The organism is Paenibacillus sp. NPDC057934 (genome assembly GCF_042887565.1).
Lineage (GTDB): Bacteria > Bacillota > Bacilli > Paenibacillales > Paenibacillaceae > Paenibacillus_AQ.
This window is the reverse complement of sequence record NZ_JBHVPB010000006.1, coordinates 178,150-191,875: the sequence shown is the minus strand read 5'-3', so window position 1 is coordinate 191,875 and position 13,726 is coordinate 178,150. Positions and strand designations below refer to the sequence as shown.

The window sequence follows — 13,726 nt, the reverse complement described above, 5'->3', positions numbered from 1 at the left end:
TTATTTTCTCTGAGCCTGCTCCAGCGCATTTTCGAGTGCCTTGAGATGTACTTTGGAGGTCAGAGTTGCACCACTAATAACGTCCACCTGAAGTGATTGCGACTTCATCACCTTCCCAAACAAATCACCAATGCTTAAACCACCATTCAGTTTCGCTGGCGCCCCCTGTTTATCCAAAGCACCCTTAAGTATGATGATTTCTGAAATCCGCCCCTCCGATATCGTTGCCCGAACCTTGGTATCTCTGGAATGATCCTTTGTACCGATGTATTTCCCCACATAAGTACCATCACGCAACTTTTGAAAATCTATGACACCAATCGTAAGCTTCTCAACTTCACGACGTCCCGGAGCGCTTGAGAGAATTCCCCCCAATAATACACCTCCTATCACGCCTAGGATTATCAGTGGAATAATCCACTTTTTGATCGCCCCCTTTCTTCTTACACTCTTGCTCATCCACATTCCCCTCTCATTCATGTTTAGTGAATGAATAATATTAAATTCATTCATTTCATTAGTGAAAAAAAACTGCCTCATTAGTATGTTATGGGCAGTCCGTTAAACCTTTCATGATTAGTTCCATCATATAGTCTAGAAGCTGTGGAAAGTACTCAAGCCCGATTTCTTCCTTGTGGGTGTCCACATTGATCATCGCAGCGAAAACCATCATAATCATTTTGCTATCAATGTCGCTTCGCATTTTGCCATCGGCTTGCCACTGCGTTACAATCTCAAGAAAGCTATTATACAGGAAGTCCATCACCTGAATTCCGGTTTCTTCCCGATAAACCTGTTCGATTTTCCCAAACACACTTTTGTTATACCATTCCTTTAGAATGGGGTTAGCTAACATCCCTTCCATATTGAGTGCCATCATTTGCCGAATGACTGTCAGCGGATGTAGACTCATATCAAGAGATTGCATGCAGTTTTCTTTGAGTTTGACATTTTCTTCAAGAAAAATATCCATAAAAAGCTTTTCTTTTGAGGGATAATAGTTGTAAAAGGTCCCTACGGCTATTCCCGCTCTTTTCGTAATGTCCGAGACATTCGTATCTTTAAAGCCCTTATTACTAAAGATCTCTTTCCCACAATCGTAAATCAATGTTTTTTTATCTTCCACTTTTGTAATCTCCATGAATGAATAATTATTTTTCCATTCAGATCATAGTCTTTAATGGTTAGATTTGTCAATGCAATTACTTGATTGTTTTGTTTTCGTTCATACAAAACAAAAAAACGGCATCTCTGCCGTTTCTTCTGTGATGGACTCTCAGGGACTCGAACCCTGGACCAATTGATTAAGAGTCAACTGCTCTACCAACTGAGCTAAGAGTCCATATAATGTTCTTGGTGGAGCCTAGGGGGATCGAACCCCTGACCTCATCGCTGCCAGCGATGCGCTCTCCCAGCTGAGCTAAGGCCCCGCAGTGCTTGTCTTATTAGGAAGATCATTTCCTTCAGTCGACTTTTATATCATACAAAAAATCATCTTCACTGTCAATACTTTTCGTAAAAAAATCAGAAATTGTCCGTCCACCCATTCCCCACTACTTATATCTACCTCTGTCGATATTGGAAATCCGCTTTAAATAGTAGAATCAAAACGGCAATTTCTTATTCAATTTCAATGTTATATATAATTACATATAATCCGATTAATCATCAAATAAAATTGTTTTTTTATTGATATTTAATTTTTATGTAATATATTATTACGCAAAATCCTGAAAAATCACTTATTTTCGTAAATTTTTATTGACCTTTTAAAATTTTATGTATTAATATGTAACATAATATAAGACATCATGAGGGGGCCATACTATGAAAACATCCATACCTACCCGGCATAGACGTACGCCAAGCCACACGAAGACTCTTATGCACCTTTTGACAGGCGTAATGCTCGGCATCATATTATGTCTGAATCTCTATCCATTGATGGCCTATGCTCAATCCGAGACGGATGTAACCGAATTGGGTGTCGTAAAACTGGCCGATGCCCTGAAGACTGGTAAGATTACAAGTGTAGAGGCTGTCCAGGAATACTTGGATCGGATTAAAGCCTACGACAAAAAGATTGGGGATAAACCTGGTCTGGGTGCAATTATTACCCTTAACAAGAATGCCTTAAAAGAAGCCGCCGAGCTGGACAAGGAGCGGGCAAGCGGCCATATTCGCGGCCCACTGCACGGCATTCCGGTACTGGTCAAGGACAACATCAATACGGCCGATATGCCCACTAGTCACGGTAATCAAGCACTTGCCACCTACCAGCCTAAGTACAACGCTACTGCTGTCCAAAGACTGAAAGATGCCGGAGCCATCGTGTTGGGCAAGACAAATATGGCAGAATTCGCTATGTTTTGGGATACGGTAAGCTCCGTCAAAGGCAGGACGTATAACCCTTATGATCCTACAAAGAATATCAACGGCTCCAGCGGGGGGACCGGTGCAGCAGTCGCAGCAAGCCTTGCTGCAATTGGCCTTGGAACCGAGTCCTGCGGTTCGATTACCGATGTTGCTTCCTTCACCAATCTAGTTGGATTCCGCCCCACAGTAGGGCTTGGTTCCATGGCTGGAGTTGATTACAATCCGCTAGGAGATGCCATTGGACCACTAGCGTTGTCCGTTGAAGACGCAGCGATGCTACTAGATGTTCTAGCAGGTACAGACCCTAAAGATCCCTGGACCGCAAAAGCAAACAGCTACAAATCCGCTTCATACCTGAACTCGTTGAAAAGTTCTACCCTTAAAGGGGCCCGCATCGGTTACGTAATCGCCCCATTTGGAGGCTACGATTATTCTCCAGGCCCTGAATCCGATAACATTCTAGCGACGACGGAGAAGGAAATTTCAGTACTTGAGGCTCAAGGTGCAACAGTCATTAAAATTCCGCTTAACCGAAGCTGGTGGAATAAGTATGCCCCGCAGAACGCTTCCTACTGGGCAACAACCGGGCATGAAAGTTATTTCGCAAAGACAGAAGCAACCTGGCCAAAAGGGCTAGCTGGACGGACTGAACCGAAAAATGCGATTAATTTCGGCGATATCGTTGCGGGTAGCCCAAATATGGAGAAGACTGCCAAAGAGTGGTTAATGGCGGACGACAAGAAGCCACGAGACAAGGTAGGATTCGCAGCAGCAGTTGCTGCCCGTCAAACATTTGCTCAAGGGGTAACTGAGCTATTCACCTCATATAAGCTTGATGCACTCGCATACCCGACAGTTGCAGCCCCACCTGCCAAAGTTCATAAGAATCCTGCCGAACTACTCGATTCCGAGCAATTCGGTACACATTGCGGATGGGCTAATTTCACCGGCCGTCCTGTAGTAAGTGTACCCGCTGGCTTTGCAGACAAATTCCCTGTCGGCATCAGTTTGCTCGGGTCACGGTTTGGCGACGCCAAACTGTTGGGATATGCCTATAACCTGGAACAGGCATCCCCTCATCGCAAAACGCCTGAATTGACTCCATCGCTCCTGCACATCGCAGGAAGTACGAGCACAACATCATCAGCTTCGGCTAATTCTTCCCGAACCGAAGCCTCGCCTGGCTCTGGTGAAGCTTCAAGCGGAAACGCACTCTCCGCCAGCACTTCAAGCATGTCGCCTTCTGGCCTTCCACTATCAATCGTCACAGTCTTCATAGCAGCCATTGGCCTAATTGGACTTGTTGTCCGGCTACGCAAAAACTAACTTCCTCAAACATACATTCTTAACTAAAAGAGGGGGCAATCGATGATTCCCCCTCTTTCCCGTACCACAAAGTCTCTTCCCTTAGACAAAAAAAGAAGCTCAAGCATGAGCTATGCTTGAGCTTCTTTTTAATTGGAGTTCATCTGCAAATTTCCACACAACAAAAAAACGGCATCTCTGCCGTTTCTTCTGTGATGGACTCTCAGGGACTCGAACCCTGGACCAATTGATTAAGAGTCAACTGCTCTACCAACTGAGCTAAGAGTCCATATGATGTTCTTGGTGGAGCCTAGGGGGATCGAACCCCTGACCTCATCGCTGCCAGCGATGCGCTCTCCCAGCTGAGCTAAGGCCCCGAAGGGCTTGTCTTATCAGGAAGATCATTTCCTTCAGTCGACTTTAATATCATATAAAAATTGAGACCACCTGTCAACACTTTTTTGAAAGAAATTTTAAAGCATTTATTCTAGCTGCGAATCCTCCTCAGTCTACACTGTCACTTTCATGATAAATCGGAAGTTCAACGACAATCTCAAGGCGGCCCTTATGTAGAGAAGCTGATACACTCCCATTCATCCACTCCACCAGAAGTTTAACAATAGCAAGTCCTAACCCTGTTCCCCTGTTTCTGGCATGATCACCCGTATAGAATCGATCGAACAGCCGCATAACATCAAGAGCAGCGCCAGTATTCACAGCATTACTGAATGAGAGAAGAATCTTATTTTCGAAAGGCTTCAAGCTAATTTGGATCTGACCTGTGGCATGCTCACAGCCATTACGGATCAGATTATTCACAATTCTGGCGAGCATTTCCCTGTCAGCAAGGGCAAACCTTGGCGGAGTCTCCTCAATTTGAACGGACAGCCCCCTTTCCTCCAGCAAGGGTACCACTGCCGCTACGCCCTCAGCAATCAGGTTACCCACATTCACCTTTTCCGCTCGACATTCTGGTTCTGCATTCAACAGATAGGCATATTCGAAAAAGAGCTCAATCAACACTCCCAATGCCTCGGTATGTTTCCGGGCAATACGAAGCTTCTCCCGCTGATCACAAGGTAAATCACCGTTCGCCATCAGTTGCTGATAGCCCTTAACCGCGGTCAGTGGTGTCCGCAAATCATGGGAAATGTTCGCTATAAGCTCCTTGAAGTTCTTTTCCTCACGAATGGCTTGAAGACGGAGGTTCTCCTCCGCCTTTAAGCATTGATTAATATGAATGGCTAGCGAATTAAGCTCCTTACTCAAGAGGTCCAGGCTGACCGGTTGCCGTGTATGCTCGGCCAGACGCTTACCCAGTTGGCGATTGATGCTGCGCAGCTGCCGCTGAATAAAAACAATATACGCACCCAGCAGCAGAACCATTACAATTAAAGCCCCCAATGCAATCGCCAACATTTTCACAGCCTCTCCTTACTTGATTTCAGATTTTCTAAATGCCATATAGGTGACGGTCAGCATTAACGTTATAAAAATTAGGCTGATACCGATCGTTCGTACCATATCACCTGCGGTTGTCTCCAGCGCCATAAGCGCATGCTTGTTCCCGTAAGGGGTGAGCGAAAAGATACGGCTGAGCACCGATGGACTCTCACTTCCTCCAGCCAGTTGTGCACACAGAACAGAGAAACCATAGTAGATAGCAACCACGAACACAGGCTTTTTCAGAAAAAAAGCAAGTGGCACACATAGGCTTAACTGTGCTATATAGACAATAATCAAGGTCAGCATAATTGCCGCCAGCTTCCCGATCTCTGCAATCCCGATTCCGCTGCCGCTTTCAGCCGTCAGCACATGCAGGAAGCCAATCCCCACAGAACCGACGTCGAACTTGTACCCTGTACCCAGCCCAGCCACCGTAACGATTGCATAGGGCAACAAGAGCAACATTAAGGCAATCGCTAGCGCAGCAGCTTTGCTGACAATAATAGCGTATCTGCGGGAGCCGCTAGAAATTGCGTTGTGAATTGTCTTGTTTTCAAAATCGCCACATATGATCATACCTGCGATCACAGCTCCGAGAATACAGATCATGTTCATGTCCGAGAACATGAATTCGATACCTGTCATGCGGGTGTCAATTCTACCAAGCGGAATAAGATAAGCCATTACAGCCGTAATGATCGCACTTGCTGCTGATATACCTATCAAAACTTTGACCGCCTGTGATTTCATCAGCTTGAACACATCAGCCCGGATCAGATTAAGCATCACGCTCACCCCCTATACAAGAGATGAAGTAGTTTTCGAGCGTTTCACCTTCAACGTTAAACTTGGTGACAATAATGCCGTTTTCATGGATGGCCTTGGCGACCAGCTCCAGCTGATCTAGAAAATCATAGAGTTTGACCGTCCGATCCGGCATAACCTTATAGTTCAAGGTGCCAAGCTCCGTCTCCAGCACACTTGCCAGCTTCTCCGGCTGGTCACAGCGGATAAGAATATGGTGCCTACATCTTTCATCAAGCTGTTCCTGGGTAAGTGTCTGTTTAATCTCACCCTTATGAATAATGATATAGTTGGTCGCAGTCTGATACAGCTCAGGCAGGTTATGGCTGGAGATGAGAATAGCCATCTGCCGCTCTTCGCAGAGCTGCCTTAGCAAATTACGAATTTCGATGACACCAAGCGGGTCCAGTCCGTTAATCGGTTCGTCCAGAATGAGCACTTCCGGGCTGCCCAAGAGGGCAATTGCAATCCCAAGCCGCTGCTTCATCCCAAGCGAGAAGTCTCTTGCTTTCTTCCTGCCCGTGTCTGCCAGACCAACCAGTTCCAGCAGCTCATCCTCAATCTCCTTGTTAGGGACACCTCGCATCACCCGATGCAGCTTCAGATTCTGTTTGGCGGTCATATACGGAACAAATCCAGGGTGCTCAATCATGCAGCCCAGCCGTTTCCGCTCCTCTTGAAGCGCGTTCTCTCCGCTATGGCCAAAAAGCTCGATGCTGCCTTCTGTAGGGAAGGCTAGGCCAGCCAGCAAACGCATCAGCGTCGTTTTTCCAGCGCCGTTTTGTCCGATCAAACCGTAGATATGGCCTCCTTTTAAGCGGATGGAAACTTGGCGTAGCGCCGTATAATCACCGTAGTTTTTACTCAGATGATGGGTCTGCACAACGTACGAGTTCATTCTACTCACCTGCCCTTTCTGCCCCCAGTATAACGACCGCAAGTTTAGAAAAGGTTAAGGCTGACATTGAAAAAGTAAAGAAACCGATAAGTTAACCGTGATGTAGCCTGTATCCTAGTCCCCAAACCGTTTCTATGTACTCCTCTTCCGGGCTCACTTTTTTCAGCTTGCTCCTCAAATTGCTAATATGCGTCTTCACCGCATTGTCATCTCCGAGGTATTCGTCCTGCCAGACCGATTCGTACAAATTTGCTTTGGTGAACACCTTACCACCATGCTTGAGTAGCATCTCCAGTATCATATACTCTTTGGCAGTTAGCTCGACCTCTGTACCTCCCACCGTCACGCGTTTGGCACTCTCATCCAACAGCAGGTCTTTGTGTCGCAGTACCCTGCTTCCCGATTGCTCCCGCCTTGAACGGCGTAAATTGGACTCCACACGTGCCGCCACTTCCCCTAAATCAAATGGTTTCGTTATATAATCGTCCGCGCCCAGCTTCAGGAGATCGATTTTCGTACCTACCAGATCCTTCGCAGAAATGATAATGACAGGGGCATCGGAGAACTGGCGCATGTCCTTCAGGATTTCATCTCCGCTTTTATAGGGAAGCATAATATCGAGCAGAACCAGATCATACAATCCGGTGTGAATTTCCCGCAATCCATCCGCGCCTGTATAAGCAGACTGAACACGGTATCCTGCAGCAGTCAGCGACTCCGCCAGCATATGATTAACATCTTCCTGGTCTTCAATAATGAGGATCGTATTCATTAGGAACCTCTCGTTTCTATTGATTAGTCAAACAACCTTCATTCATGACAATGATCCGATCGGCTAGCGGAACTAGACCTAGACGATGAGTGATGAAGTCTTCCTTTTACAACAGCTTGAAAGTGTTGCTGCAGCTTATAGGTTCGTACCTCTTCAGCGCCTTGAATCGCTTCTTGAAACCAGCCCGAGCGTTAAAGGCAAGCTGAGCCAGCGAAAATACACCATGGCCATCATAATCTGCAGCGCGTTTGTAATAAACGCCAACAGCTTATCGTTTACCCCTGTTTGCGCATCCGTTACTCCGTTCAACAACCGCCCGGCAATATCGCTGCTATGATAACTTTCGATATGCTCTACCTTTTGAAGGTGAAGTTGGTGAAGATCATGTTTTTGCATATTGGTTATTGAAGCGTTTTTAATTTTTACTGTGACTTGAGTTTGCATGATATTGATGACCGTCTGCAGAACGATCGTTATTCCAGCGAGGTCAGTTCCATAATACACAAGATGGAGAGATTTGGACGTCGCTCCCGCCACAATATTTCGTATAGCCTCCAGGTAGCCCAGATTTACCAAAGTTCCGCAAAGAATAATTATAAATAATAGAATGTATTGGAATCTTTATATATATTTGTATCCCGACAACAATGATACAGGAACATAACTCAAGGTAACAAATAGTATAATCGTTTTTTATCCTCAGCTTTTTCAGCAAAAAGAAAAACCCCTTGATGTACAAGGGATTTCTTCTGTGGAGCCTACACCTACGATTAAGAATCGTAGACACGGTCTTATTCTATTATTAAGCCTTTCTCCACGACCTCCAAAGCCGCTTCCAATAATTTAGCGAACTCCAATCGGGTCACTTCTGCACTATAATCCATCAAGGATATATTGACCCCGACAATTACCCCGCCAAAGGTTCGGATCGCTGGATCATCTGAACTGCGTCCTAGTCGCTTGGCAACGATCTGAGTTAATAAGAGCATCATCTGTGTTAAGTTATTCATCGCTGCTGCACGCAGTTCCGGAACCGCCATGATCAATTGATTACGCTGGCGCGTTGTCTCCCATTCCTCATCCGTAATCTCCGTAATTCCCGAAATCATCGCATTCCGAACAGCTTCTAGCGGACTAAGCTCAAGTGATTGATTTTCAAAAGCATCCACAAGAAGAGGATCATAATTATCAGTTAACACTACATCCTCTTTGGTTGCAAAATAACGAAAAAAGGTGCTCGGAGAAATTTCTGCGGCTTCCGCAATTTGTTCAACCGTCGTAGCATGATAACCTTTCTCCTGAAAAAGCCTCAATGCATGCATCTGCACACTCGCCATCGTCTTCGCTTTTTTCCGCTCGCGCAATCCAATCTTTTGTTTCGTACTCTCAGGCATTCCTTCCACTCCTAACCAAGTCAAATCACATTCAACATGAACTCTATTTTCAATGAAAATAGAGTTCATGTCAAATTGTAGTTAAAAGTATAAACTAATGACTATCATGAATTCGCAATCGCATTATTCCTTCACTTCAAGAGTGGTAGTAGAGCTATTACGCTCGACTGGTCGTGTTCGAAAGAGGATTACTGTAACGTGCGGTTATGAGCTGCCAAGATGATACGGAATACGCACATCTTTGAACCCCTCCAATTACTGAAATTAACTTTCTTTTGATTATTTATTTTGAATGTAACGAGGTATCTTATCAGATGCTTGACTTACACTATACTCTCAAGCTTAGAGTTCTTCTTGCACCCGCTGCAAATCTACTTTAGAAAAGGTGAATAAGCGATGAAATATATAGCAGCCGTAATGATTGGGATATACAGTTAGTGAAGTTGCCGAGATGACAGGAATATCTGCACATACATTGCGCTATTATGACAAGCAGGGCTTATTGCCCTTTGTTGATCGGAATAAGGTAGGGAATCGTGATTCTAAAGATAGCGATTTTGAATGGCTAGGAGTCATCACCTGTCTGAAAAAAAGCGGGATGCCCGTGAAAAAGATCAGGCAGTATATTGAATGGTCTATGGAAGGAGACGCTACATTAAATTGAGCGTCTTGACGTGTTCGAAAACCACAAAAAGATTGTGATTGAGAAAATAGCTGAAATGCAAAATTATCTGGAAAAAATCGATTATAAGATTTGGTTTTACCAAACAGCGATTGAATCTGGAACAGCAGCGACACACACCCAAAATAATTGTGTATTTACAGAGGGGATGGTCTTACCAACGATTGCGAATCTTCATACACCAGAACAGCAGTAAGCTATCCTGGCTGTCTACGCAAAAAATCTTCAAGCTTCTCCCTATTTGACGATAAGGATATACTACCTGAAGGTGTTTCGCCTAACGTTATTGGTTTGCTTAATTTACACTTAGCTACTAACCAGTAGAATGCCTGAATAAACACGCTACTCCACCATCTTAGGACTAACATAAAATCAGGCCAGCCAGAAGTTCCTGGCTAGCCTGATTTTACGAAAACTGCCCCCTCAGCCTTTTTATCGCTTGGTCTTCCCAGAACTTGGGGACAGCCTCGTTTTTATCCAATTACTAGATTAAGCTAGATTTTTGCAGCAGCTTTGCTACAATTTTGGCAACTTCCGCTCTCGTAATTGCATCCTTCGGTGCAACGGTAGTATCACTCTTACCTGTAACGATACCTGCTTTTACAGAAGCAGCGATGCTTTCCTTCGCCCATGCGGAGGATTGGGACGAATCTTTAAATGTGGCAAGCAGCGTATCTACTTCACCCTCTTTAAATTCCACTTTCAAGCCAGTAATTGTCATAGCTCTTGCAATCATGGTCATGGCCTGTTCACGAGTGATTGGATCCATCGGCCCAAATTCACCGCCATTGTAACCATCAATAATACCGAACTCATGCGCAATCTGGATCGACTCCGCATACCAAGCTGTATCCTTCACATCGCTGAACGGGTTACCTTTGGAATCCCCATGCTTCAAGCCTAAGGCCCGTACTACAATAGCAGCAAATTCTGCACGGGTGATGTCTCTAGCCGATGTGAAATGTTCTTTGTCAGTACCAAATATCACAAGTCTGGAAGCCAGATCATTTACCTCTGCTTTGGCCCAGTGACTCTCCACATCCTTGAATTTCAGCGGGTGGTTCACAAGTGTAAAGATACCGTTGTATAGGCTTTGAATTTTGGCATAAGGTACCCCGTTGATTGATTCGATCATGGTTGGGATATGTGCCATTTGTCCGTTTTCACGGATATATACACCTGTAGTTACGTTATCTGGGTTAATACCGCTGGAAAGCTTGATAAGTCTTGTTATATAACGGTTAAATACGTCGACGTTCACAACTTTCCCGTTATAACTTCCAGCAACTTCGAACTTCACTGGAGTGATGAGCATGTCCGCTTGGCCGTTCTTAACTTGTTCTTTCATTTGTGCAGCAGTCGTAGCATCTGCAATAGAAATGGCAAGTCTGAACTTCACATTGTCCATATCTGACGGACTTCCCAATGAATCCAGCAGTCCCTTGAGATGGATTGCAGTGACTGGAAGAATATACGTTGCATTTTCTGTTTCAAAACGGAGTACGTTTGACTTCTCGTACATCAATTTTAGAAGCTGGCCATTGATCTCAACTTCAACGTTATTGGTTACAGAAACTGGAGGCACAGTCAAAGTACTTTCCGCCTTCTCTGCTTGAAGCTTTTGAATGATAGCCTCATTATCCACAACGATTGTAGTGACATCCTTATTGGCAGTCCCGCGAACCTCAAGCTTGGCTGTGTCCTTTTGGATGACACCATTGATATATAGATCGATCAGGCCATTTACGGCTTTAATATCACCCTTCTTAACAATCAACAACATGAATTTCACGATTCTGTTATTACTGTCCACCTCATAAACAGCAATGTATTTATTGACTTCCGCATCTGCTCCCTTAATATCGCTTCCCGCAACGTAAGGGTCTAGCACGCCTGCGCCTGTAGGGGCCGCGTCACCGATTCTAGGGGCAGTAATCGTGCTGGAAGACACTTTAACAACCAAATGATTTCCTTTGCCGATATGATCAGCCATTACACTGGTAGTACCAGCTGTGCCGCCCGGGTTAAGGGATGGGGAAGGTGCAAAATCATTTAATTTTACAGTACCGCCACCACCTGAGCCGCCACTCGGGCTACCATTTGAAGTCTCATTTGAAGTGAAATTGACAAACTGGAAGCGGCTAAATCGATTGATTTGAATTTCCAGCCCAACCGGCTGTCCATTTTCATACTGGACCACACCTGACAGAAGTTCGGTCGTTCCATCCGTATGCTCAACGAATACTTTCAAAGCGTCCAAGAAAGCCTGCTTATTCTGTTCAGGTATTGTAATTCCATAAAGCGGAATGACAACCTTGGTAGCAAAACCTGAGAAATTCGTTTCAATCTTTCTCGGAATGCTCAAAATTTGAATACTCTTTCCTCCGGCGCTTTGATTCACCAGACTATTACTTGTGAGAGCATTCTTCGCTTCATTTTGTTCCTGAGCATCTTTGATCGGAACGAGTCTGAAGTATAAGTCCGTTCCTCTATCTGCTGAATCTTTTAATGCCGCAGCGCTCAGCTTGATACTGCCTTCATCCGTCCTAATCTCCAGTAGTGCGTTTCTATCAGCTATAGCCGCTACAGCCAGTGAAGGAATTTCGATAGCGAATTCATCGGCCTTATCCACCAGAGCATGTTGTAACTGAATAGCAATTGTACGTTTGCTCTCATCTTTTTCTGATGGATTGATAGCATCTGTCAAACCTTCTACTTTCGACGGGTCGATGATAACCGTGTCGATTCTGGAGCCATTACTCAGGGTTGTCCGCAAGATCATGAACTCGTCACGGCTGGAAGTACCGCTTGGGTTGACGCTCGCTTCCGCCTGTCTTCCAGTCGGCTGTCTCGTCTGATCCGCTTCCTTCCCGACCGTTTTATTTTTCACAACCATAAGGAACGTTTTAGTAATGGAAGCATTCCCTTTTCTAATCACAGCCGTCAAAAGTACATTCTTATCGCTGTTCTGCGGTCGGTTGACGGAGCCATAGGCTTTCCCGTTCTCAAGAGAGACCCCGATCGTTCCAGTGTCTAGCGAGGTCCAGGTGATGTTGGTGCCGTAAAGTCCTTGACCCAGCAGCGTAAACTGACTGGTAACGGATTCCCACGTATCTCCCTCTGTGAACGCAAATGCCTTCTCCGCACTCAAGTCTTTTGCCGCCTCACGGACAGCATCTTCATCCGACATTCGAATGACTTTAACGATAAAGGTTCTTGTGGTTTGAGCTCCTGTGAGATCATCCGTAATCGTTGCGGTCAAGGTGACGTATACATCCGTATCGTATGCTCCTGCCCGGTTTACACGCCCGTTCGGTTTGACCACTTCAGGATGGCTGGAAGTCCATGTAACCGTTGTGTGCCCGGACTCGCCTTTAGCAGGCAAGTACAGCGTTTTGGTCACATGCTCTGCGTTGTCCCCCTCTTGATAACCAATGCTCAAGTTATTCTTATCATTGTTCAGATCTCCAGACCCTGACTTCACATCTTTGTCTGTGATCACAATTAGGCTGAACTTCACGACTTTGCCTTCGCTGTCCACTTCATAGATACCAACGTAGCGGTTGACCTTCGCATCCACTCCCGGGATATCGCTTCCCGCCGTGTATGGATCGATGATTCCGGTTCCTGTTGGTACCGCATCGCCGGTATTCGGCGTTTCAATCATAGTCGAGGACACTTTTACTACTAAGTGATTCCCGGTTGCTGGCGTTACATTCGGGATTCCGGTGGTTCCCGGCTCAGTACCTGGACGTGGCACTGGCGTTGGTTCAAACTCCGGCACGGCTGCTCCATTGTTAATATCTTTGGATTCCAGCACGATCAGGCTGAACTTTACAACTTTACCTTCGCTGTCGACTTCATAGATACCTACGTAGCGGTTAACTCTCGCATCCACTCCTGGGATATCGCTGCCCGCTGTATATGGATCAATGATTCCGGCTCCTGTTGGTGCCGCATCGCCGGTATTCGGCGTTTCAATCATAGTCGAGGACACTTTTACTACTAAGTGATTCCCGGTTGCTGGCGTTACATTCGGGATTCCGGTG

At 45.5% G+C, this 13,726-nt stretch carries 12 protein-coding genes and 4 tRNA genes; 3 read left to right on the top strand and 13 right to left on the bottom strand.

Annotation, left to right across the window (positions count from 1 at the left end; genetic code table 11):
- From ACFVRY_RS15710 to ACFVRY_RS15695, 4 genes are all read right to left on the bottom strand, one after another.
- Window positions 1-459, bottom strand: coding sequence for an FMN-binding protein (locus ACFVRY_RS15710; RefSeq protein WP_387501148.1), 459 nt, complete (start codon window positions 457-459; stop codon window positions 1-3).
- 88 nt (window positions 460-547) lie between these two features.
- Window positions 548-1,126 (bottom strand): TetR/AcrR family transcriptional regulator, encoded by a 579-nt coding sequence (locus tag ACFVRY_RS15705; protein WP_387501147.1) that lies wholly within the window; start codon window positions 1,124-1,126, stop codon window positions 548-550.
- A gap of 143 nt (window positions 1,127-1,269) precedes the next feature.
- Window positions 1,270-1,342 (bottom strand) — tRNA-Lys (locus tag ACFVRY_RS15700).
- 12 nt (window positions 1,343-1,354) lie between these two features.
- Window positions 1,355-1,430 (bottom strand) — tRNA-Ala (locus tag ACFVRY_RS15695).
- 397 nt (window positions 1,431-1,827) lie between these two features.
- On the opposite strand from ACFVRY_RS15695, the gene ACFVRY_RS15690 reads away from it, so the two are divergent.
- Window positions 1,828-3,702 (top strand): amidase, encoded by a 1,875-nt coding sequence (locus ACFVRY_RS15690; protein ID WP_387501146.1) that lies wholly within the window; start codon window positions 1,828-1,830, stop codon window positions 3,700-3,702.
- A 195-nt stretch (window positions 3,703-3,897) separates the two neighbouring features.
- Here ACFVRY_RS15690 and ACFVRY_RS15685 read toward each other — a convergent pair.
- The 8 genes from ACFVRY_RS15685 to ACFVRY_RS15650 all read right to left on the bottom strand — a co-directional run bounded on the left by ACFVRY_RS15685 (window position 3,898) and on the right by ACFVRY_RS15650 (window position 8,995).
- Window positions 3,898-3,970, bottom strand: a tRNA-Lys gene (locus ACFVRY_RS15685).
- Between the two features lie 12 nt (window positions 3,971-3,982).
- Window positions 3,983-4,058 (bottom strand) — tRNA-Ala (locus ACFVRY_RS15680).
- A 127-nt stretch (window positions 4,059-4,185) separates the two neighbouring features.
- The gene (locus ACFVRY_RS15675) at window positions 4,186-5,100 is read right to left on the bottom strand and encodes an ATP-binding protein (RefSeq protein WP_387501145.1); all 915 of its coding nucleotides are present in this window, start codon (window positions 5,098-5,100) and stop codon (window positions 4,186-4,188) included.
- Window positions 5,101-5,115: 15 nt separating this feature from the next.
- A complete protein-coding gene (locus tag ACFVRY_RS15670) occupies window positions 5,116-5,913 on the bottom strand; it encodes an ABC transporter permease (RefSeq protein WP_387501144.1) in 798 nt (265 codons plus the stop codon).
- Complete coding sequence (locus ACFVRY_RS15665; RefSeq protein WP_387501400.1) at window positions 5,906-6,829, bottom strand: ABC transporter ATP-binding protein; 924 nt, start codon at window positions 6,827-6,829, stop codon at window positions 5,906-5,908. Before ACFVRY_RS15665 ends, ACFVRY_RS15670 begins: the two co-directional genes overlap by 8 nt.
- A gap of 91 nt (window positions 6,830-6,920) precedes the next feature.
- On the bottom strand, window positions 6,921-7,601 hold the full coding sequence (locus ACFVRY_RS15660; protein WP_387501143.1) for a response regulator transcription factor: 681 nt from the start codon (window positions 7,599-7,601) through the stop codon (window positions 6,921-6,923).
- 153 nt (window positions 7,602-7,754) lie between these two features.
- Entirely contained in the window at window positions 7,755-8,045 is a 291-nt protein-coding gene (locus ACFVRY_RS15655; protein ID WP_387501141.1) for a 6TM ABC transporter family protein, read from the bottom strand.
- A 347-nt stretch (window positions 8,046-8,392) separates the two neighbouring features.
- Window positions 8,393-8,995: an acyl-CoA-like ligand-binding transcription factor gene (locus ACFVRY_RS15650; RefSeq protein WP_387501140.1), complete on the bottom strand. Its 603-nt coding sequence runs from the start codon at window positions 8,993-8,995 to the stop codon at window positions 8,393-8,395.
- Between the two features lie 421 nt (window positions 8,996-9,416).
- On the opposite strand from ACFVRY_RS15650, the gene ACFVRY_RS15645 reads away from it, so the two are divergent.
- Both ACFVRY_RS15645 and ACFVRY_RS15640 read left to right on the top strand, forming a co-directional pair.
- Window positions 9,417-9,659, top strand: coding sequence for a MerR family transcriptional regulator (locus tag ACFVRY_RS15645; protein WP_387501139.1), 243 nt, complete (start codon window positions 9,417-9,419; stop codon window positions 9,657-9,659).
- A gap of 34 nt (window positions 9,660-9,693) precedes the next feature.
- Window positions 9,694-9,873: a MerR family transcriptional regulator gene (locus ACFVRY_RS15640; RefSeq protein ID WP_387501138.1), complete on the top strand. Its 180-nt coding sequence runs from the start codon at window positions 9,694-9,696 to the stop codon at window positions 9,871-9,873.
- Between the two features lie 288 nt (window positions 9,874-10,161).
- On the opposite strand, the gene ACFVRY_RS15635 is transcribed toward ACFVRY_RS15640, so the two are convergent.
- Window positions 10,162-13,726: immunoglobulin-like domain-containing protein (locus ACFVRY_RS15635; protein WP_387501137.1), on the bottom strand; the 3,565-nt coding region annotated here is incomplete at its 5' end.

Bases quoted from the DNA above. Each gene is read 5' to 3' on its own strand.
- ACFVRY_RS15675 (WP_387501145.1), bottom strand. From the start codon at position 5,100: ATGTTGGCGATTGCATTGGGGGCTTTAATTGTAATGGTTCTGCTGCTG.
- ACFVRY_RS15655 (WP_387501141.1), bottom strand. From the start codon at position 8,045: ATGCAAACTCAAGTCACAGTAAAAATTAAAAACGCTTCAATAACCAAT.
- ACFVRY_RS15710 (WP_387501148.1), bottom strand. From the start codon at position 459: ATGAGCAAGAGTGTAAGAAGAAAGGGGGCGATCAAAAAGTGGATTATT.
- ACFVRY_RS15650 (WP_387501140.1), bottom strand. From the start codon at position 8,995: ATGCCTGAGAGTACGAAACAAAAGATTGGATTGCGCGAGCGGAAAAAA.
- ACFVRY_RS15690 (WP_387501146.1), top strand. From the start codon at position 1,828: ATGAAAACATCCATACCTACCCGGCATAGACGTACGCCAAGCCACACG.
- ACFVRY_RS15660 (WP_387501143.1), bottom strand. From the start codon at position 7,601: ATGAATACGATCCTCATTATTGAAGACCAGGAAGATGTTAATCATATG.
- ACFVRY_RS15665 (WP_387501400.1), bottom strand. From the start codon at position 6,829: ATGAACTCGTACGTTGTGCAGACCCATCATCTGAGTAAAAACTACGGT.
- ACFVRY_RS15670 (WP_387501144.1), bottom strand. From the start codon at position 5,913: ATGCTTAATCTGATCCGGGCTGATGTGTTCAAGCTGATGAAATCACAG.